Origin of the sequence: Aeromonas sp. R4-2 (assembly GCF_040908295.1) — a bacterium.
In the GTDB taxonomy this organism is placed as follows: domain Bacteria; phylum Pseudomonadota; class Gammaproteobacteria; order Enterobacterales; family Aeromonadaceae; genus Aeromonas; species Aeromonas veronii.
In genome coordinates this window covers 2501-22584 of sequence record NZ_JBFODL010000012.1, presented here as the reverse complement: position 1 = coordinate 22584, position 20084 = coordinate 2501, and the positions used below count along the sequence as shown (strand labels likewise).

17 protein-coding genes (1 of these 17 cut by a window edge) are annotated in these 20084 nt (G+C 59.4%); 10 read left to right on the top strand and 7 right to left on the bottom strand.

Going from position 1 to position 20084, the window contains the following annotated elements:
- The first annotated feature begins 16 nt into the window (after positions 1–16).
- The gene (locus AB5Y99_RS09145) at positions 17–583 is read left to right on the top strand and encodes a TetR/AcrR family transcriptional regulator (RefSeq protein WP_005335495.1); all 567 of its coding nucleotides are present in this window, start codon (positions 17–19) and stop codon (positions 581–583) included.
- Between the two features lie 49 nt (positions 584–632).
- Here AB5Y99_RS09145 and AB5Y99_RS09140 read toward each other — a convergent pair whose 3' ends face one another.
- The gene (locus tag AB5Y99_RS09140; RefSeq protein WP_139406923.1) at positions 633–977 is read right to left on the bottom strand and encodes an endonuclease domain-containing protein; all 345 of its coding nucleotides are present in this window, start codon (positions 975–977) and stop codon (positions 633–635) included.
- Between the two features lie 485 nt (positions 978–1462).
- Entirely contained in the window at positions 1463–2416 is a 954-nt protein-coding gene (locus AB5Y99_RS09135; protein ID WP_179902488.1) for a LysR family transcriptional regulator, read from the bottom strand.
- Between the two features lie 156 nt (positions 2417–2572).
- On the opposite strand from AB5Y99_RS09135, the gene aguA reads away from it, so the two are divergent.
- Both aguA and AB5Y99_RS09125 read left to right on the top strand, forming a co-directional pair.
- A complete protein-coding gene (aguA, locus tag AB5Y99_RS09130) occupies positions 2573–3670 on the top strand; it encodes an agmatine deiminase (RefSeq protein WP_368209501.1) in 1098 nt (365 codons plus the stop codon).
- Between the two features lie 125 nt (positions 3671–3795).
- A complete protein-coding gene (locus AB5Y99_RS09125) occupies positions 3796–5499 on the top strand; it encodes an amidase (RefSeq protein ID WP_368209500.1) in 1704 nt (567 codons plus the stop codon).
- 231 nt (positions 5500–5730) lie between these two features.
- Here the strand turns inward: AB5Y99_RS09125 and AB5Y99_RS09120 are convergent, their stop codons facing one another.
- Positions 5731–6564 carry a DUF2971 domain-containing protein gene (locus AB5Y99_RS09120; protein ID WP_323893524.1) on the bottom strand — a complete coding sequence of 278 codons (834 nt, stop codon included), beginning with the start codon at positions 6562–6564 and terminating at the stop codon, positions 5731–5733.
- Between the two features lie 922 nt (positions 6565–7486).
- On the opposite strand from AB5Y99_RS09120, the gene AB5Y99_RS09115 reads away from it, so the two are divergent.
- Together AB5Y99_RS09115 and AB5Y99_RS09110 are read left to right on the top strand one after the other, a co-directional pair.
- On the top strand, positions 7487–8251 hold the full coding sequence (locus AB5Y99_RS09115; RefSeq protein ID WP_368209498.1) for a CphA family subclass B2 metallo-beta-lactamase: 765 nt from the start codon (positions 7487–7489) through the stop codon (positions 8249–8251).
- A 215-nt stretch (positions 8252–8466) separates the two neighbouring features.
- The gene (locus tag AB5Y99_RS09110; RefSeq protein WP_368209497.1) at positions 8467–9738 is read left to right on the top strand and encodes a hypothetical protein; all 1272 of its coding nucleotides are present in this window, start codon (positions 8467–8469) and stop codon (positions 9736–9738) included.
- An 83-nt stretch (positions 9739–9821) separates the two neighbouring features.
- On the opposite strand, the gene AB5Y99_RS09105 is transcribed toward AB5Y99_RS09110, so the two are convergent.
- From AB5Y99_RS09105 to AB5Y99_RS09095, 3 genes are all read right to left on the bottom strand, one after another.
- Entirely contained in the window at positions 9822–11072 is a 1251-nt protein-coding gene (locus tag AB5Y99_RS09105; RefSeq protein ID WP_368209495.1) for a DEAD/DEAH box helicase, read from the bottom strand.
- Between the two features lie 97 nt (positions 11073–11169).
- Entirely contained in the window at positions 11170–12639 is a 1470-nt protein-coding gene (locus AB5Y99_RS09100; protein ID WP_368209597.1) for a GGDEF domain-containing protein, read from the bottom strand.
- Positions 12640–12795: 156 nt separating this feature from the next.
- Positions 12796–13260 carry a hypothetical protein gene (locus AB5Y99_RS09095; RefSeq protein ID WP_368209494.1) on the bottom strand — a complete coding sequence of 155 codons (465 nt, stop codon included), beginning with the start codon at positions 13258–13260 and terminating at the stop codon, positions 12796–12798.
- Between the two features lie 198 nt (positions 13261–13458).
- Here AB5Y99_RS09095 and AB5Y99_RS09090 point away from each other — a divergent pair, with 198 nt between their 5' ends.
- Positions 13459–14367, top strand: coding sequence for an S-adenosyl-l-methionine hydroxide adenosyltransferase family protein (locus AB5Y99_RS09090; protein WP_368209492.1), 909 nt, complete (start codon positions 13459–13461; stop codon positions 14365–14367).
- Positions 14368–14558: 191 nt separating this feature from the next.
- On the top strand, positions 14559–17597 hold the full coding sequence (locus AB5Y99_RS09085) for a cytochrome c peroxidase (protein ID WP_368209491.1): 3039 nt from the start codon (positions 14559–14561) through the stop codon (positions 17595–17597).
- 70 nt (positions 17598–17667) lie between these two features.
- Here AB5Y99_RS09085 and AB5Y99_RS09080 read toward each other — a convergent pair whose 3' ends face one another.
- Positions 17668–18228 (bottom strand): carbonate dehydratase, encoded by a 561-nt coding sequence (locus AB5Y99_RS09080; RefSeq protein WP_005335471.1) that lies wholly within the window; start codon positions 18226–18228, stop codon positions 17668–17670.
- 197 nt (positions 18229–18425) lie between these two features.
- Here AB5Y99_RS09080 and AB5Y99_RS09075 point away from each other — a divergent pair, with 197 nt between their 5' ends.
- From AB5Y99_RS09075 to AB5Y99_RS09065, 3 genes are all read left to right on the top strand, one after another.
- A complete protein-coding gene (locus AB5Y99_RS09075; protein WP_368209490.1) occupies positions 18426–19067 on the top strand; it encodes a ribonuclease in 642 nt (213 codons plus the stop codon).
- A gap of 72 nt (positions 19068–19139) precedes the next feature.
- Complete coding sequence (locus AB5Y99_RS09070) at positions 19140–19418, top strand: helix-hairpin-helix domain-containing protein (protein WP_368209489.1); 279 nt, start codon at positions 19140–19142, stop codon at positions 19416–19418.
- Positions 19415–20084, top strand: the 5' portion of a protein-coding gene (locus AB5Y99_RS09065) for an NAD(P)H-dependent flavin oxidoreductase (RefSeq protein ID WP_368209488.1). 377 nt of this gene lie beyond the right edge of the window; the window shows 670 of its 1047 coding nt (coding positions 1–670); the start codon lies at positions 19415–19417; its stop codon lies beyond the right edge, outside the window. Before AB5Y99_RS09070 ends, AB5Y99_RS09065 begins: the two co-directional genes overlap by 4 nt.

The window sequence follows — 20084 nt, the reverse complement described above, 5'->3', positions numbered from 1 at the left end:
TCCCACGGGAGGAACCATGCGCATAGCCGAGTTTGATCGGGACGAGGTACTGCGAAATGCCATGGAAGCGTTTCGCGCCAAGGGATATGCCAAGACCACCATGCAGGAGCTGGTGGCTGCCACCGGCCTGCACCCGGGCAGCATTTATGGCGCCTTTGGTAACAAGCGAGGCCTGCTGCTGGCGGCGGTGGATCACTATGTCGAGGGCAAACGCACCCTGCGCCGCTCCCTGCTCGACAACCCGAGCCCGCTGGCGGGCCTTGCGGCCTATCTCGACCGGATTGTGGGTGAGGCGCTCTGCGGCTCCTGTCTGGTGACCCGCACCATGATGGAGCTGAGCGAGCAGGATGAGGAGCTGACCCAGCGGGTCAAGGGGATCTATGGCGAGCTGGAGCAGGATCTGGCCGAGTTGCTGACGCAGGCGCAGGCCAAGGGCGAGCTGGCCCCGGATAGCAATATCCACACCCTCACCGCCCTGCTGCTGATCAACCTGCAAGGGCTGGTCACCTTCGCCCAGTGCCGCCCCGATCGCCCTCTGCTCGACGACGTAGTCGCCCAGCTGATGCGTGCCCTGCGGGCGTAAGTTAGGTTTCCCCTTCTCCGTTTTTGCTTTTTGAATTGAGGGGAAGGGGTCAATCGGATTGACGTAATGAGAACAGGATAAAATCCAGCACGGAGTTGAGCCTGCCCAGTACATCGTTATTCCACACTCGTATCACCCGAAATCCCTGCTGATTGAGATAGGCTGTCCGAGCCTCATCATGCATCTGGTTCGCTAGTGTTCCATGTTGCGAACCATCCACTTCAATGATCAATCCCTGTTCAAGGCTGATGAAATCCACCACATAGGGGCCGATGGGCATTTGGCGGCGAAATTTCACTCCCGCCAGACGGCGATTGCGCAAGTGTTGCCACAGTTTCTGCTCTGCCAGCGTGGCATCACGTCTCAGTCGTTTGGCAAAGCGGTTGCTTTCCATAAAGGGCTCCAGTTCTGTTTGGTCCTATAGATATAGCCAGCTTCCTTTGTGTTTACCGGTTGGATATTGAGTCCCCTCACCCTAGCCCTCTCCCAAAGGGAGAGGGAACAGATCTAGGTGCTGTCAGGATTTGTTGACCCCAACCGAGCTATCGTTGTGTTTGGTAATGATGAGCTGATGAGCTGATGAGCTGATGAGCTGATGAGCTGATGAGTGGATGGGCATTGCCCTGCTAGTTGGTTACCCGTGATGTTGCCGATTGTACTGGATCAGCTCCCTTCTCCCCTTGCGGGAGAAGGGCTGGGGATGAGGGGGGAGGGAGCAGGAGCAGCCCTCACCCTAACCCTCTCCCAAAGGGAGAGGGAATTGATCGAGGTTCGGTTTGGGCATCATGGTCGGCCAACAAGCTCCTTCATCAAATCCTTGAGCCACACCTGCGCCGGTTGTTGCGTATGCGCCGATGGGGTATGCCAGACGCCGCGGTCTTACCTCGGTCCCACCAGCTCTTTCATCAAATCTTTTAGCCATACCAGCGCCGGTTGCTGCGCGTGCACGGGATGCCAGACGCAGTTGAGGTGGTAGTCGGGCACGTCTTCGGGCAGCGGCAGGCTTTTCAGCGGCCAGTGGGTGGCGAGCAGCTCGGCCACCATGCTGGGCAGCACCAGCAGGTGATCGCTCTGACTGACGATGGCGGCGGCGGACATATAACTCTGGCTGTTGACCGAGATGGTGCGGCTAAAGCCCTGACTCTTCAGATAGCGGTCTAGGCTTGCCTCCGAGGTACCGAGCGGTGAGTGGAACACATGGGGCATGGCGATGAGCTGCGGCAGGGTGATGCGCTCCTGCCACTGGGAGGGGTCATCCTCGGCGCCGGCGGGGGCCGATTTGGCAATCGGCAGATCGGCGCGCACCAGCCCGGCCAGCGGCTCGGTGAGCCAGGTCTCTTTGCCCAGATACCCCGGCACCTGCATGTACTCGTCAAAGCCCAGCACCAGATCGATCTCGCCGCTCGCCAGCTCGGCTTCGGGCAGGGTGTCGCGCAGGATGCGGATCTCGATGGTGACCCCCGGCGCCAGCCGTCTGAGCCGCTGAATAAGCGGCGGGATCAGCACGCACTCCACGTAATCTGTGGTGCAGAGCACGAAGCGCCGCTTCGACTGGCTCGGCTCGAACTCTTCTTCCTCGGTGAGCTGCTGCTCCAGCAGCCGCAGCGCCTGCTGCACCCCGAGATGAAGCCTCTGGGCGCGCGGGGTCGGCAGCATCCCCTGCGGGGTGCGCACCAAGAGCGGGTCGCCGAGAAAGGTGCGCAACCGGTTAAGGGAGTGGCTCATGGCAGGCTGGCTGATAAAGAGCGCCTCGGCGGCGCGGGTAACGCTCCCTTGCGTCATCAGGGCGTCAAACGCGAGCAGCAGATTGAGGTCGAGCTGGTGCAGTTTCATGGGGGGGATTATTCGCCGTGTTTATGGGACAATCCATCCTATTCATTTGATGGATGGGGGCGCAACGTCTTACTCTGCGACCCACTGTTATTTTTCCGGGTTCCCGCGCCGCATCGGGCGTAAACGGGGGCCTCAATCCATGCAAGGAGCCTTGCGATGAGCATCAAGACCATTAACTCCACGCCGGCCGCCGACGGCTTCACCATGCCCGCCGAGTGGGCACACCAGCAGGCCGTCTGGATGATCTGGCCGTTTCGCCCGGACAACTGGCGCGTAGCCGGTCGCTTCGCGCAAGAGACCTTCGCCAAGGTGGCCGATGCCATCGGTAGTGCTACCCCGGTCTTTATGGGGGTGCCAGCCCAGTTTATGGAGCAGGCTCGCGCCATCATGCCCGCCCACGTCACTCTGGTTGAAATGAACAGCGATGACTGCTGGGCCCGCGATACCGGCCCGACCATCGTCACCAACGCGGCCGGCGAGTGCCGTGGGGTGGATTGGGGCTTCAACGCCTGGGGCGGCCACAAGGGCGGTCTCTACTACCCGTGGAATCAGGATGAAGAGGTCGCAGCCCAGATGCTGGCCCAGCACGGCATGGCTCGCTACGATGCGCCGCTGATTCTGGAAGGGGGCTCCATCCATGTCGATGGCGAAGGCACCTGTCTGACCACCGCCGAGTGCCTGCTCAACGAAAACCGCAACCCGCACCTGACCAAAGAGCAGATCGAAGCGTACCTGCGCGACTATCTGGGCGTTACCAGCTTTATCTGGCTGGACGAAGGCGTCTACATGGATGAAACCGACGGCCACATCGACAACATGTGCTGCTTCGTGCGTCCGGGTGAAGTGGCCCTGCACTGGACTGACGACCAGAACGATCCCCAGTACGCCCGCTCCGTGGCCGCCCTCAAGGTGCTGGAAGCGGCGGTCGATGCCAAGGGTCGCAAGCTGAAAGTGTGGAAGCTGCCCCAGCCGGGCCCGCTGTTCTGCACTGAAGAGGAGTCTGCCGGCGTCGAGAGCGGTACCGGTGTGCCGCGCGAGGCCGAGGGCCGTCTGGCCGGTTCCTATGTGAACTTCCTCATCACCAACGATCGCATCGTCTATCCGCTGCTGGATGCCGCCACCGATGGCGAAGCCCAGCGCATTCTGGAAGAGATCTTCCCCGACCACACCGTGATCGGCGTACCGGCCCGCGAGATCCTGCTGGGCGGTGGCAATATTCACTGCATTACTCAGCAAATCCCCTCAGGGAAATAAGAACCGGTTCCTGCTGGTATTCAAAACCCCACGCCGTGGGGTTTTATCCCTTGATAGTGTGATGGTCGCAGGTGCTGATGCGGCGATCATCATGACAAACAGTCACCCTTTTACAGGAGATCCCCATGATCGAAGTGACCGAGGTTTCCATTGCCGAGCTGCGTGCCGCGCTCGAATCAGGCCGCACTACTGCGGTCGAACTGGTCAAGGCCTATCTGGCCCGTATCGAGGCCTACAATGGCCCCGAGACTGCCACCCAACTCAATGCCGTGGTGGTCGCTAATCCCGATGCGCTGAAAGAGGCCGAGGCTTCCGATGCCCGCCGCGCTCGTGGTGAAACCCTGGGGCCGCTCGACGGCATCCCCTACACCGCCAAAGACAGCTATCTGGTCAAGGGGCTGACCGCTGCCTCCGGCAGCCCGGCCTTCAAGGATCTGGTGGCCCAGCGCGATGCCTTTACCGTTGAGCGGCTGCGCGCCGCCGGTGCCATCTGCCTTGGCAAAACCAATATGCCGCCGATGGCCAATGGCGGTATGCAGCGCGGCGTCTATGGCCGTGCCGAGAGCCCCTACAACGCCGACTACCTGACCGCGCCGTTTGCTTCCGGCTCCTCCAACGGGGCCGGTACCGCCACCGCCGCCAGCTTCTCCGCCTTCGGTCTGGCGGAAGAGACCTGGTCGAGCGGCCGTGGCCCTGCCTCCAACAACGGCCTGTGTGCCTACACCCCGTCCCGTGGCGTCATCTCGGTGCGTGGCAACTGGCCGCTGACTCCGACCATGGATGTGGTGGTGCCCTATGCCCGCACCATGAATGATCTGCTGGAAGTGCTCGACGTAGTGGTGGCTGACGATGCCGACACCCGTGGCGATCTGTGGCGCATGCAGCCCTGGGTGAAGCTGCCCAAGGCCTCCGAAGTGCGTCCGGCTTCCTATCTGGAACTGGCAGCCAAGGCCGATGCCCTCAAGGGTAAGCGCCTCGGCGTGCCGCAAATGTTTATCAACAAGGATGAACTGGCTGGCACCAGCGAAAACCCCGGTATCGGCGGCCCGACCGGTCAGCGCATCCATACCCGCGACTCCGTGATTGCCCTGTGGGAAGAAGCGCGCAAGGCGCTGGAAGCCGCTGGCGCGGAAGTCATCGAAGTGGACTTCCCGCTGGTCTCCAACTGCGAAGGGGACCGACCCGGCGCGCCGACCGTGTTCAATCGCGGCATCGTGAGCCCGGAGTTTCTCAACGACGAGCTGTGGGAGCTCTCCGGCTGGGCGTTCGACGACTTCCTGCGCGCTAACGGCGATCCCAAGTTGAACAAGCTTGAGGATGTCGATGGGCCGAAGATCTTCCCCCACGATCCGGGCACTCTGCCGAACCGCGAGGGCGATCTGGCGGCGGGCATGGACGAGTACGTCAATATGGCCAAGCGTGGCCTGAAATCCTGGGACGAGATCGCCACAGTGCCGGATGGCCTGCGTGGTCTGGAGAAGACCCGCAAGCTGGATCTGGAGGACTGGATGGACGGGCTCAAGCTCGACGCCGTGCTGTTCCCGACCGTTGCCGACGTCGCCCCGGCTGATGCGGATGTGAATCCGGCCTCCGCCGATATCGCCTGGAGCAACGGCATCTGGGTTGCCAACGGCAACCTCGCCATTCGCCATCTCGGCGTGCCGACCGTCACCGTCCCCATGGGGGTGATGGCCGATATCGGTATGCCGGTGGGCCTGACCTTCGCCGGTCGCGCCTATGACGACAACAACCTGCTGCGCTTCGCCTCGGCCTTCGAGTCCACCGGCAGCAAGCGTATGGTGCCGCCGCGGACGCCGCCGTTGGTGTGATTGCTGTCCAGAGTTAAATCTCTCTGGATCATTCTGAAATAATGAAAAAACCACCCTTTATGCGGGTGGTTTTTTATTTTTAGTGCAGGGATAATTAAAAGCTGACAGTGATTGACTAATTGGCTCAATTTCGGGATGTTTAACGTCCGACAATATTCATATAAACAACGATGAAATACTAATTTCATCCAGCTTTTAGGATAATTGAACTCTCGATGTTTGTATGGTGTTTCACTTTCTATTATAAATGCGAAAATCTTTATACGAAAGCCAAGGTGTAGAGTTAGAATAACTGATTTGCTCAAATTGAATCCCATCTTTATATGTGGCCTGGAATACTGAACGTTGATCTTCCTCAGTGGTATCAGTGCCAAAAACGATGCCACTTAAAGCGTTGCCAAATTTAAGGAATTGGTTTTCTGTAGAGTCAATATACATTAAATAGCGGAATTCATTTTCATCTCGCCAATCCAAAGATTTTTCAAAAATCAGTTCGTTGTTGTATTCGTCAATGTGTTGACGAACATACTCTGTGAGTCCAATCTCTTTTAGAAGTGGATAGTTCAAAGTGTAAGGGCTCTTAAATATATCCCCTTTCAATAAAGTGTTTTTGTATTTAATGTCACTTGCATATAAATCTGCTATAGAGCTATATTGTTCTTTTAACAGAGTTTCAATGCGTTGCCTATCAAATATTAGACAGACCCCCTTATGATTATCCCCATATTGAGCCCACATTCTTGGTTTTGCAAAGCCTCTAAGGTATATATCATTCAGGAAATCTTTTCCTAAATGTGGCATGTCTTTTGTAAAGCAAAGAACCTTACATTTTGTTTTTATTTCGTTTGATATCTCTTGCCATAACTCTATTGATTCATCATGAGAAGGCGAGATGTTTTCTAAAACATGGAAATCAAATTTCCAATTTTTTGACTCCTTGGGATCATTGGTTCCTCGTAGGGAGTTAAACATTAGTGTTTTATTTTTCAGAATGTAATTTATAGCTGTGTGAGTGCTAGTGTAGTGATACAAGTACTTATTATGCTCTCTCAAATGTTGAAACATATACAGCCTTTCGAGTTACAAAAATTGTTTAATGAAGGGGATTATAATGCAGGAATGATGCAGGGCAGTAGATTAGAGATGCAGATTCTGACGATCGCGAACAGGTCGTGGCCGAGAGGCTGCTGATATCTGGAATTTATTAGCGGTCTTGCCATTACTCGGTGCGTGGCGGTATGCGAACGATTACGCTGCGCTAATCGACCCTACATGATGTGGCTTATTGTTACCTCCCCCTCATCCCCAGCCCTTCTCCCGCAGGGGGAGAAGGGGGCAAATATGCTCCGCTGATTGTGCGTTGGCTCTGTGGTGCGGGTGAATATGAGTGGCTTGGAATTGGCACGAACCATCCCCTCTCCCTCGGGAGAGGGTTAGGGTGAGGGGCTGCTATCTGTGTTGTAGGTTCGAATAGCGAAGCGTATTCGGACGTTCGCGAACAGGTCGTGGCCGAGAAGCAGGTGATATTCAGAGTTTCCGGTTGGCCTTGCCATGACTCGATGCGTGGCGATAAACGGACGATTACGCTGCGCTAATCGACCCTACATTATGTGGCTTATTGTTACCTCCCCCTTATCCCCAGCCCTTCTCCCCTTGTTTGTGATCAAGAGAGGGAGAAGGGGGCAAATATGCGCCTCTGATGTGGTCTGGCAACCGGGCTTGGAATTGGCACGGGCCATCCCCTCTCCCTCGGGAGAGGGCTAGGGTGAGGGGCAGCTATCTGTGTTGCAGATTCGAATGGCGCAGCGTATTCGGATGTTCGCGAAAAGGAGGTCGTTGCCGATTTTTCCGTACGTTCCCCAGACTTCACCTTCTCTTCACACAGCCTCATTTTCCCCTCACAAATCCCCCGTATCTTCTGCCCACTGCTTAAAAGGCCCGGCTTGCCACAGGGGTGGCGAGGGGGCGGTTGGTTCGAGGGAGCAAGATGATGAAAGGTTGGATGAAGTGCACATTGGCTGGGGCCGTGGTGCTGATGGCGAGTTTCTGGGGGGGCAGCGTGCGGGCGGCGGGGATCTCCCTTAAGCAGGTGAGCGGCCCTGTTTACGTGGTTGAAGATAACTACTACGTAAAGGAAAACTCCATGGTCTATTTCGGGGCCAAGGGGGTGACGGTGGTGGGGGCGACCTGGACGCCGGATACCGCCCGCGAGCTTCACAAGCTGATCAAACGGGTCAGCAGCAAGCCGGTGCTGGAGGTGATCAACACCAACTACCATACCGATCGGGCGGGCGGTAACGCCTACTGGAAGTCCATCGGGGCCAAGGTGGTGGCGACGCGCCAGACCCGGGATCTGATGAAGAGCGACTGGGCCGATATTGTCGCCTTTACCCGCAAGGGGCTGCCGGAGTACCCGGATCTGCCGCTGGTGCTGCCAAACGTGGTGCACGATGGCGACTTCACCCTGCAAGAGGGCAAGCTGCGCGCCTTCTACGCGGGCCCGGCCCATACGCCGGACGGCATCTTTGTCTACTTCCCCGACGAGCAGGTGCTCTATGGCAACTGCATCCTCAAGGAGAAGCTGGGCAACCTGAGCTTTGCCAATGTGAAGGAGTATCCGCAGACCATCGAGCGACTCAAAGCGATGAAGCTGCCGATCAAGACGGTGATTGGCGGTCACGACTCGCCGCTGCACGGCCCCGAGCTGATTGATCACTATGAAGAGCTGATCAAGGCGGTGCCGCAGTCATAAGGGTTGTGCGACAGACTGGCAGCAAGCCGTGCCATCGCTGCAATCAGCAGCCATAACGGCACACCACAAAACGCCCGCTTTCAGGAAATAAGCGGGCGTTTTGCGTTTGCGGTTTTTTTGGTGGCTGTGAGTGCGTGGCATTAACACTGTTCAAGGGAGGGAGGCTTTCATAAGATGGCCCTCTCTCTTTTCCCTGAAAGTTATCCATTTTCGTTATGCAATACGCCTCTCTCGCGCGCCTCAAGCAGGCCTTTATCACCGGGATGTGGGCCTCGCTGGTCAGCATCGTTATCGGCTTCGCCTTCAAGGTGTGGCTGGCGCAGTGGGTCGCCAAGGGGGAGCTGGCGCTGTTTAATAGCGTGGTGGATTTGGTCTCCCTCTCCTTTATCCTGATGACAGGTTTTCGCTCCTCCATGGTGGTGAGCTACTCCCAGACCAAAAACGATCGGGACATCATCAATATCTTTCGCTACTTCCTCATCGGCATCGTGCTGCTCACCTGGGGGGTGGTGATCCCTTATATCAAGCACGGGCTCCATATCCGGGTGGAGTATCTGCAACTGGTGGGGGTCATCTTCGGGCTGGGGCTCAAGGTCTATTTCACCAATCTGGTGGCCATGTACCGGATGTATGCGCTCTCCAACCGGGTCACCTGGCTGGAGCCGCTGGCCAACGGTCTGCTGTTTATGGCCTGCTACTTTGGGCTCGGGATGGATGCGCTCGCTTCGCTCTTCTACGGGCTGACCTTCTCGTCGCTCGCCATCGCAGGTTATATGTATGTTTCGCGGCGCCGGGCCATCGCCACCAAGCCGCTCGCCAAGGTGGCGCTCGGCCCCGAGATGGTGAGCTATGTGAAGAAGAGCTTTACCGCATCCCTGGAGGCGGGGGCCAGCATCCTGATGATCTACATCACTGTGCTGCTCACCATCCGCCACTTCAGCATCGACGAGCTGGGGGATTTTCAGGTAGTGGTGCGCCCCATCTTCACCTATATGACCACCTTGTTTGTCTTCCCCATCTACCGTTTTGTGCTGCCTGAGCTGGCGGTCAATCTGCGCAATGGCGACCACCGCCAGATCCGGATGATCCGGCGCTGGATATTCCGTCTCTCCGCCGTCGTCAGTCTGGCCTTCTTTGGTTTGATGCTGCTGGCGGGCAAACCGCTGGTGTTGCTGTTCTTCCCCGCCGACTACGTGGGGGCGGTGCCTGTGCTGTTCCACTTCTCGATCTTCTTCATTTTTATGATGCTCAACGGCTATCAGCTCGCCTATATCAAGGCTCACGGCCACTTTACCCAGAGTCTGCTGATCCGGCTGGCAGGCATAGTGGCGCTGGTCGCCGCCTACTATCTGGTGGCCGAGTTCACCGCCAATGTGGTGGCGATTATCGTGGCGCTGGGCCTCGGTTATATGGTGATGTTTATCCTCTCGACCCTGGCGGAGCGACAGATCTTGCGATCCCTGCCACTGGTGCTGGCGACCCGTTAGGGTGTGACTCGCCAAGAGCTGGCCCCTGCCAGATAACAAAAAACGCCCGTGCGGGCGTTTTTTTATTGGCGGTGCTGGGCGGCTTAGCGTTTGCCCTTGCCACCCTTGTTTCCAGCGAGGGCCTGCTTTCTGGCGCGCTGCTTCTGGGCCGCCTTGCTGTTGCGGCGCTGCTCGGGCTCGAAGCGGGTGAGATCCGGCTCAAAGCCCGGGAACCACTGCTGGGGCAAACGGGTGTCGAGCACAGCTTCCACCTTCTCCAGCAGCGGTGCATCTTCCGGGCTGAACAGGGTAATGGCGAGCCCCTTGTTGCTGGCGCGACCGGTGCGACCGATACGGTGGACGTAATCCTCGGCCACAAACGGGAACTCGAGGTTAATCACATAGTTGAGATCGCTGATATCGAGGCCGCGGGCTGCCACGTCGGTGGCGACCAGTGCCTGCAGGGTGCCGGCGCGAAACTCCAGCAGCACTTTTTCTCGCGCGCTCTGCGATAGATCGCCGTGGAAGGCGAGGGCATTGATGCCCGCTTTGCCAAGCTGCTGGGCCAGCTTGTCAGCCCCTTGGCGGGTGCGGCTGAAGATGAGTGCCGGTGCCCACCCTTTCACTTTCAGCATGTGTTCGACCAGCGCCAGCTTGCGATCGCTGTCCACCGTGTAGACCCGTTGTTCCACCTCGGCCGCCGTGGTGTTGCGCGGTGCCACTTCAATCAGCTCGGGGTCGCGTAGCAGCACCTTGCAGAGGGCAAACAGGTTGTCGTCGCAGGTGGCGGAGAAGAGCAGGGTTTGGCGGTCCGCCGGGATCTGTTTGAGCAGCGCCTTGATCTCGTCCATAAAGCCCATGTCGAGCATGCGGTCCGCCTCGTCAAACACCAGATGGCGGAGGCTATCCAGGCTCAATGCCCCCTGACGCAGATGGTCGAGCAGGCGGCCCGGGGTGGCGATCAGGATATCCACCCCGGCTTGAAGCGCCTCGACCTGCGCCGCGATACTCACCCCGCCGTAGACCAGCGTGCTGGTGAGACCTGTGCCCTGGCCGTAGCGCACCACGCTCTCGGCGACCTGCACCGCCAGCTCGCGGGTCGGCACCAGCACCAGCGCGCGGATCGGGCGTTGGGACGCCATTTGCGGCTGCGCCAGCAACTGCTCCAGCAGCGGCAGCACAAAGGCGGCGGTCTTGCCGGTGCCGGTCTGGGCGCCCGCCATCAGATCCCGCCCCGCCAGAATGACCGGGATGGCGCGAGCCTGAATGGGGGTCGGTGCGGCATAGCCGAGCTCGGTCAGGATCTGCTGCAAGCGGGAGGAGAGGGCCAGTTCGGCAAAGGAGGGTGTGGACATAGGGGCACCAGTCGGGGTTATCGCGGCCTGCGGCCACGATGCAATGAGTGATCGTGGCCGCGATGGTAACAGAAGCTGGGGGAGCGGCAGAAGGCGGCTATGCCTCTGTGTCGTCCGGCAACGGGCGGATCAGCCGGATCTTTTTGCCCTCGTAGCAGGCGATGTTGTGCTTGCCGTGCTGTTTGACGTGGTAGAGCAGCTCATCGGCCAGATGCACCGCCTCGGTGACGGTGAGGTAGTCGCGAATGCGGATCACCCCGGCGGAGAAGGTGATGGGGGTGGGCAGCTCGGGGATCCCCAATGGTCGATCCAGCAGGCGGCCAGCGGAGTGGATCATCATCTCGTCATCCTCCATCCCCTTGAACAGCACGATAAACTCCTCGCCGCCCCAACGGATGGCGCTGTCCACCTTGCGGATATTGCTTCTGAGATGGCGGGCAAAGGCGACCAGTGCCAGATCCCCGACGCCATGGCCATAGGTGTCGTTGATCGATTTGAAGTTGTCGATATCGAGGATCATCAGGTAGTCGTGCTCGTGGAGCAGACTCTGGCAGAGCACATCCCGGCGTGGCAGTCGGGTCAGGTGGTCGGTGTGCGCCAGGGTGCGCAGCCGCAGGTAGATCTGCTTCCAGGCCACCATGCCCAGCAACAACACGATGAGATAGACCTTGAAGGCCGCACTTTGCAGGGCCAGCTTGACGAAATCGAACCAGCTGTAGGACCACTTCAAATAGAGATCATCCCCCGCCTTGGTGCGCATAAAGGGTTTGCTCAGGCAGAGATGCCTCGGGCGGCAGGGCTCGGCGGCTTCAAACGATATGTTGGTGCGGGTCGGGTTGATGGTATCGAAGGGTCGCAGCACATCGTTAAATGCTTCATCGACGGCGATATCGATACCGAGCAGTCCGTATTTGTAACCGCCGCGCCCCGACTGATGGATGAAGGGGAAGTACATCACTATGGTGTTGCGCATGCTGAAGCTGTCGATCTCGATATCGGAGACAAAGGCCTCATCGGCGCTGCACAAGGGGCGGCCGGGGGCAAAGCTGGCGCAACCGAAGTAGTGATACCAAGCGGGCAGGGTCATCAGATCCACCTTGATCGGCGCCAGTCTGGCGGGCAGCACATTGTTGTCGGCCACCATGCCGATCAGCCGGTAGTCATTCCAGATGGTGTAGATATTGATCACCTCCGAATAAGAGAGGGCATAGCGGAAGGTGTTGAGGATATTGGCTGCCGGGTATTGCAGCGGAATATCGGCAAAGCGGTATTTGCTTTTGAGGTCATACCCGTAGAGATAGTCGCTGCCAATGCTATTCGGGGGCGGTGGCTGATCGAGCAGATGGTGTTGTGCCAGATAGCTGGTGATGTTCTCCACCTTGAGGATCTTGGCTCGCTGGTAGAAGACCTCGAACACGTTCTTCTGTCTGGCGGTGATGAGATCCATGTCGTGCTGGATAGTGAGATAGGTGTAGTAGAAGACAATGCCCAGCCCGGTCAGGGCGAGCAGGGCCAATCCGGCCACTTTGACGATGAACTGGCGAGCAAACGCCGATGGCCAGCGCAAGGCTGGGGGATTACCTGAAAATAAGGTCATAGATGTCTGGTTAGAGTACCGATAGGGGCGCGGGCGCCATACGGGCAAAGTATATGCGAAGGAAATCCCGACAGGATCCACCGACAAACCTTGCCAGAAGCTGAAGCCCTCACCACTTATTTATCCCTACTCCACGATCAGCACGCTCTCGCTGGTCAGATGGTGCAGCCACTCCCTGACGATCAGCAGCACGGCGGCAAAGTGCTCGTCGCGCGGCAGCAAGCTGGCGGCGAGGGGATCCCCTTCCGCCATCGCGGCCAGCTGGCCAAAGGCTTGTTCCACCAGATCCCGGTCGAGCTGGTTGTCCCCCAGCGCTTCGGCCAGCGATGGTTGGCTGCGCAGGGTCAACAGCAAGCCGGGCGGGATCTGCGGGGCGATGCGCATCAGCTCATCCTCCACCACCATGATGGCCCGCTCCAGTTCGAGCGGGGTGGGTGGCGCATTGCGAAACGGCCCGGGCTGGATGGCGTGGGTGCCAAAGGCCAGCGGGTAGTGTGACGGGGCCGCATCTGGCTGGCTCAGCCAGAGCTGACTGCTCTGTTCACCAATCTCCAGCAGCAGGGTCATCATCTCCGGTACGGGTTGTGTCATGGTGCTGAGCTCCTGTATTGCAAACGTTTTCCCATTCTGCCTTTGATACCCCCGCTATCGCCGTTTGGCGAGCACAATTTCTGCGAGTCGTCCCTCACTTTGTGGCAAACCCCTTGCAAAAAAATCCATTTGTGGCAGTCTGGATGTCTAAATGGCTGTTGCCGTTTCGTTATCCTCGGATGATTCAGGAGTTCAGATATGGATATTCGCACCGCTCCCCGCGCCATCGCGCTCGCCCTCATGCTGGCAAGCGGCATCGCCGCCGCCAACGAAGCGCTGGTGATCCAGACCGATTTCGGCCTCAAAGATGGCGCCGTGTCGGCCATGAAGGGGGTTGCCTTCGGGGTGGATCGCACCCTGCCGCTCTATGACCTGACCCACGAAATCCCGGTTTACAACATCTGGGAAGCCTCCTACCGCCTCTACCAGACCCTGCAGTATTGGCCCAAGGGCACTGTGTTTGTCAGCGTGGTGGATCCCGGTGTCGGCACCGAGCGCAAGTCAGTAGTGCTCAAGACCAGGAGCGGCCACTACATCGTGACTCCGGACAACGGCACCCTGACCCTGGTGGCCGAACACTTCGGTATCGAGGCTGTACGCCAGATTGACGAGAAGCTCAACCGCCTCAAGGGCTCCGAGAAGTCCTACACCTTCCATGGCCGCGATGTGTACGCCTATACCGGCGCACGGCTCGCCTCCGGCGCCATCAGCTATGAGCAGGTCGGCCCGCTGCTGCCTGCCGAAGTGGTGAAGATCCCCTATCAGCCTGCGGTAGCCGAGAAGGATGGCACCCTCAAGGGCACCATCCCGATCCTCGATGTGCAGTACGGCAACGTCTGGACCAATATCGACGATGCCCTGCTGACCAAGGCGGGGATCAACAAGGGGGATAACGCCTGCATCAAGATCCGCGAAGGGGATGTGGTCAAATATGACGGCAAGGCCCCTTACGTCAGCAGCTTCGGCGATGTGCCGGAAGGTCAGCCGCTGGTCTACCTCAACAGCCTGCTGCAGGTGTCGGTGGCGCTGAACATGGACAGCTTTGCCGCCAAACATCAGGTGCAATCCGGCGCCAACTGGCATATCAGCCTGAAGAAGTGCTCCTGAAGATTGTCGGGCTTTCGACAAGCGGGTTTGAAGCAAGAGAGGGCAGCCAAAGAGGCAGCCCTCTCTCATTGGGTGGTAAGGCGTTGCGGATAAGGAGTTGTTGTCAAAAAGCATATTAATTGAATGCAATTGATAATGATTGGTATTTGGTTGGATAATCGCGCACTTGTCTGACCACTCAACCATACCGAATGAAAACCAGCCTCTTACTGCTCAGCCTGCTGGCTCTGACCGCATGCAATGACAATCACAGCAATACGTCGGTGGCCCCCTCACCCGAGGTGACCCCGCCGGTCGTCAAGCCGACCGAACCGCCCATCACTCCGCCAATAGTACCGCCGGAAACTCATACCCGGGTTCCTCTGACCATTGAGGTCAATGTGGCTGATCGACTGGGGGCGGGAGCACAGCTCGAGGTGAGACAGGTCGCCACCGGGATCCGCGTGCAACAGGCCATCGAACCGGGCCAGCTTGTCAGCATCACTTTGCCAGCAGGTCTGCAACTGGATCAGCCACTGGAGCTGCTCGGTAGCGACGAGGGCTATCTGCTGCGCGCGGTATCGGTGCGGGTGGCGGATCTCTCGGCCGGGATCACGCTGGCGCGCCGCAACAGCGTGCCGCGGCTGGGATTGAACGAGGAGGAGACGGCGCTCTTCCTGCTGGCGGATCAGAGCGGGGATGGTTCCCTCAGTCAGGCCGAGTGGGGCAGGACAGAGGAGATCCGCCTGCAACAACAGGCGGCTCTTCAGGATTATGCAGCTTTCCTGCTGGCCCAGCGTCAGCCGGGCGCCGTGCTCGACTATGCCGACAGCTGGCAGATGCTGTTGGCCCTGCGCGATGACAAGCAGGCGCGCAGCTGGTATCAGCGCAGCAACAGTGCCCAGATCCAGTCCGCCCGCACCCGGCTCTATCCCGCCAACCCCAGCCAGCCGGACGAGCCGGAGACGGCAGATCTGCTGCGCCTCGATGAGCATGGGCTGCTGGTGGTGCGTGGCCTCTGGCAGTGCCTGCACGATGTGCGCACGGTCAGCGGGGTCAAGGGTAGCCAGTACTGGCTGTATGGCAGTGACACCAGTGCGTTGAAGGTTGCCAGCCAGCCACAACTGGCTGCGGGGCTGACCGCTTGCGGCCGCAGCGACTGGCGCCTGCCGACCCTCACCGAGTTCGAGAGATTGCTGAGCAGTGACAAGTCGGCATGGCGCTATCCCAATACCTTTGCTGTTGGCCTGCCTGCCCAGATCTGGCTGCAGGATGGTGCGGGTCAACCCCGTCTCTATCAACTTGCGACCCGAATCTGGCTGGATGAGGGGGAGGGGAGTCTGCTTTGGTATGCGCTGGCTCCCTATCCGGTGCGCCCCTCTGTGGTGCGCGACAGCAGCAAGCCAGACATGGCGGCCCTGCGCGCCCAATATAGCGGTTCATCGGCCCAATGGCCTGCCGCCCGGGTGGATGAAGGGGTGGAATGGCAGGAGCTGGGGCCGCTGCCGGCGGTTCCCTTCCCGGCCGACAACCCCTATAGCCGGGCCAAGGTGGTGCTGGGTCAGCAGCTCTTTTTCGACAAGCAGCTCTCCAAGGGGCGGGACATCAGCTGTGCCAGTTGCCACGATCCGCAAAAGGGGTGGAGCGACGGCCTGAGCGTCTCGGTCGGTCATCTGGGCCAGAAGGGCAATCGCAACGCTCCTTCCATCCTCAACAGTGCCTTCAGCTCGACCCAGTTCTGGGACGGGCGGGTCGCCACGCTGGAGGAGCAGTCGCTTCACCCGATCCAGAACCCCATCGAAATGGCGCTGAGTCATGACGAGCTGCTGGCTCGCTTGCAGGCCAGCCCCGACTATCAGGCTGCTTTTGCCACCGCCTTTGGCGATCAGGGGATCACGCTGGAGCGGACCGCCAAGGCGATCGCCACCTTCGAGCGCACCATCATCAGCCGCGACAGCGATTTTGAGCGCTTCGTCAAAGGGGATAGTCAGGCGCTCAGTGACAAGGCGCTGTGGGGGATGCATCTTTACCGCACCGATGGCCGCTGCATGAACTGCCATTCCGGCCCGCTGCTGAGTCAGCACGGGTTCGAGAGTGTGGGGCTCACCTATTACGGTCGTGGCAAGCTGGAAGATCGCGGGCGCTTCCTGCAGACCCGCAACAAGGCTGATATCGGTCGCTTCAAGACCCCCAGCTTGCGGGACGTCGCCTTTACCGGCCCCTATATGCACAACGGCATCTTCCCGATCCTGGCCCAGCGTATCGGCGGCTCGGTGCAGGGGGTGGTGGCCATGTACAACTTTGGAGTGACCAAGTGGAGCAGCGGGGTCGGCTTCCCGACCGGTGCGGATCAATATGATCCCTTCTTCCCCAAAGCCTCCGATCACCTGCATGCCCTTGGCCTCAGCAATGACGAGCTCGATGCCATCGGTGAGTTTTTGCGCAGTGCCTCGGCCGAGCCGCGCCGCACACCGGCCACGGTTGCTGAGCTGGGGGTAAGTGAGGTGGATGACCCTACTCCGGTGGGAGCCGTGATCACTGGCTTGGCCGTGCTGCCTGCCCAGCCTCATCTGGAAGTGGGGCGCTCACTCAATCTGCAACTGCAGTGGCAACTGAGCGATGGCTCTCTCGGCCCGCTCGATGCGCCTGTTGAGTGGCGCAGCGAACAGCCGGAGTACGCTACCGTGAGTCCGCAGGGCGAGGTGCGCGGTGTGGCGGTCGGTACGGCACGACTGGTGGCGACCACGGCTCGTCACACGTTGAACGTGACGGTGCAGGTGGTCGATGCCCAGCCTGATTTTGCCCGGGGCTGCCGTCAACCCGAGCTGGTGGCGGGCAAGCTGGCCTTTGTCTGCCAGCTGACCAGGGACGAGGCGGATCGTCTGTCCATCTCCTATGACGGTGTGAGCAGTGACAGTGATGGTGACTACAATCCCTTCCCGCTGGAGTATGTGACCATGGGTCAGGCGCGGGCGCGGGATTACTGCCAGCAGCTGGTGGCGCGCGGCCACGATGACTGGCGTCTGCCGACCCGGGCCGAGCTGGAGGTGCTGTTTGCCGCTTACAACAAGGATGGTGCGACGGATCAGTTGCTTCAGCAGCAGGGGTGGCCGCTCTACAACCGCTACTGGAGTAGCGATGCAACTGTCAATGACGATGGTGAGTTGCCGCTGCTCGACCTGAGCACTGGTGATCCGCTGTGGGATCTGGCGGACGAGGCTCATGCAGCCACCTGCGTCAGGGCCATCTAGCCTTCATAGATAGTCAGATGAAAAACGGGCGCCTCGGTGCCCGTTTTGTTCTCTGGTAATAAAGAAAGGATCAGAACTCGTTGGAGAGCGCCTTGTACCCTTTGACCAGATCGATATTGGTGTGGGCCACGTCCTCGGAGAACTCGGCGGCATCTACCGAAACCCGCGGGATATGGGTCAGATCGCTCTGCTGGTTGATGCGGGTGGTGGAGGGGACGTAGAACTCCGGCGGCAGATCGCAGCCATCGATCACCGAGTTGTGACGCACCACGGCACCGTCACCGATATGGCAGTTGAACAGCACGCTGTTGAAGCCGATAAAGACCCGGTTTCCCACTTCGCATGGTCCGTGGACGATGGAGCGGTGAGCGATGGAGGTGTACTCGCCGATGGTGACGGCAGCGCCGGATTTGGAGTGGATCACCACGCCATCCTGGATATTGGAGTTGGCGCCGATGACGATGGGTTCCATATCTCCACTCTCATCCACCTCGTCGGCACGGATCACCGCATAGGGGCCGACAAAGACATTCTCTTTGATGATCACCTTGCCGCAGATGATGGCGGTCTTGTCGATATAGGCGGATTCGTCGATGACAGGCAGATGGCCGGAGGGATTCTTGCGGATCATGTTACATCCTGTGGTTGCTTGAAATGATGCGGTGGCGCACCCGGCGCCAGGATGCCAGCTTACGCCTCGTTATTATCCGGTGAAACCCCGAAGTGGTCTGACCCTTGTCGCAAGCCTTGGCGGGAGCACTGTTTCCGCGCGCTGGAATATGGGAGCATTGCAGCCATTCCCGAGTTGGTTGAAATGGATATATATAGATGAAGAAGATGATTGCCCTGCTGGCGGGTGGTTTGTTGCTCTCCTCGGCCGCACAGGCCAAAGGGGAGGCGGGGGAGTTTGATTATTACGCCATGGCGCTCTCCTGGTCGCCCGAGCACTGCGCCGTCAAACCGGCGGATCGGGACCAGTGTTCCCGCAAGCTGGGGTTCGTGCTACACGGGCTCTGGCCCCAGTACGATCGCGGTTACCCCAGCCACTGCACCCGCGAACGGCTCAATCCCGATATGGAGAGCGAGTTTGCCGACCTCTACCCCAGTCGTTTCCTCTATCGCCATGAGTGGGAGAAGCACGGTACCTGCTCCGGCTTGAGCCAGCAGGCCTTCCATCAGCTGGCGAGCGATTTGCGCCAGAAGGTGAAGATCCCGGCGGCTTATCAATCCCCGGAAGAGCCGCTGCGCAAAACCAGCTTCCAGCTCAAGGCCGATCTGGCGAGCGCCAACCAGTGGCTGGCCCCCGACAACATCACGGTGGCCTGCGCCGATGGTGGCCGCTTTCTGCGGGAGATCTACATCTGCGTCAATAAAGAGGGGACAGATGCGGTCACCTGCTCCGCCGAGATGCAAAAGCGCGAGCGCCGCTCCTGCGGTCAGCCGGACTTCCTGCTGCGCAGCGTGCGTTAAGCCTCCACTCTCTTCATCGGGCCCCTTGCGGGCCTGATGTTTAACCACAGCTATCGGAAAGGAGTCTGAAAGATGGATGGCAACAACCGGTTTGGCCCGCAAGAGCGGGCAATGCTGCTCGGGGTGAAAGGAGTGGGGCCGACGGTTATCGGGCGGCTCGAACAGCTTGGCTACCATACCCTGGCCGGATTGGCCGAGGCCGACACCACCCATATCGTCCAGATGGTGGCCAGCATGCTGGGCTCGACCTGTTGGCAGAACAGCCCGCAGGCCCGCAGTGCCATCGACGGTGCCATTGCGCTGGCCCGCGCGCATCTGGTGGCGGACGCTGCAAAAGGGGTGAATGGATGAGCCTCTTTAGCGAACTTGGGATGCGTTATCCCATTATTCAGGCACCGATGGCCGGTGTGCAGGGTAGCGAGCTGGCGCTTGCCGTGACCCGTGCGGGCGGCTTGGGCTCCTTGCCTGCCGCCATGCTCACATCAGCGGAGCTGCGCAGCGAACTGGGACGACTTACCCAAAGCGGCCTTGGGCCATTTAACATCAACTTCTTCTGCTATCGGCAACGGGAACCGGATCCCGTTGCATTGGCCCGCTGGCAGCAGCGCCTTGCTCCCTACTATGCCGAGTTCGGCATACTTCCCCCAGCGGTCACGATGGCGCCAAGCCGTGCACCTTTCAATGAGGAGCATGCCGCCATGGTGACCGAGTTCAGACCTGCGGTGGTCAGCTTCCACTTCGGCCTGCCCGCTCCCGAGCTGCTTGCTCAAGTGAAGGCTGCGGGGGCCAAGGTCTTGGCCAGCGCCACCACGGTGGCGGAGGCTATTTGGCTTGCTCAGCACGGTGCCGACGCCATCATCGCCCAGGGATTGGAGGCGGGTGGTCATCGCGGTCATTTCCTCTCTGATGATCTCGCCCTGCAGCAGGGCACCTTGACCTTGCTGGCACAGATCCTCGCGGCGACTGATCTGCCGGTGATTGCCGCGGGCGGTATCGTCGATGGCAAGGGGATCGCCA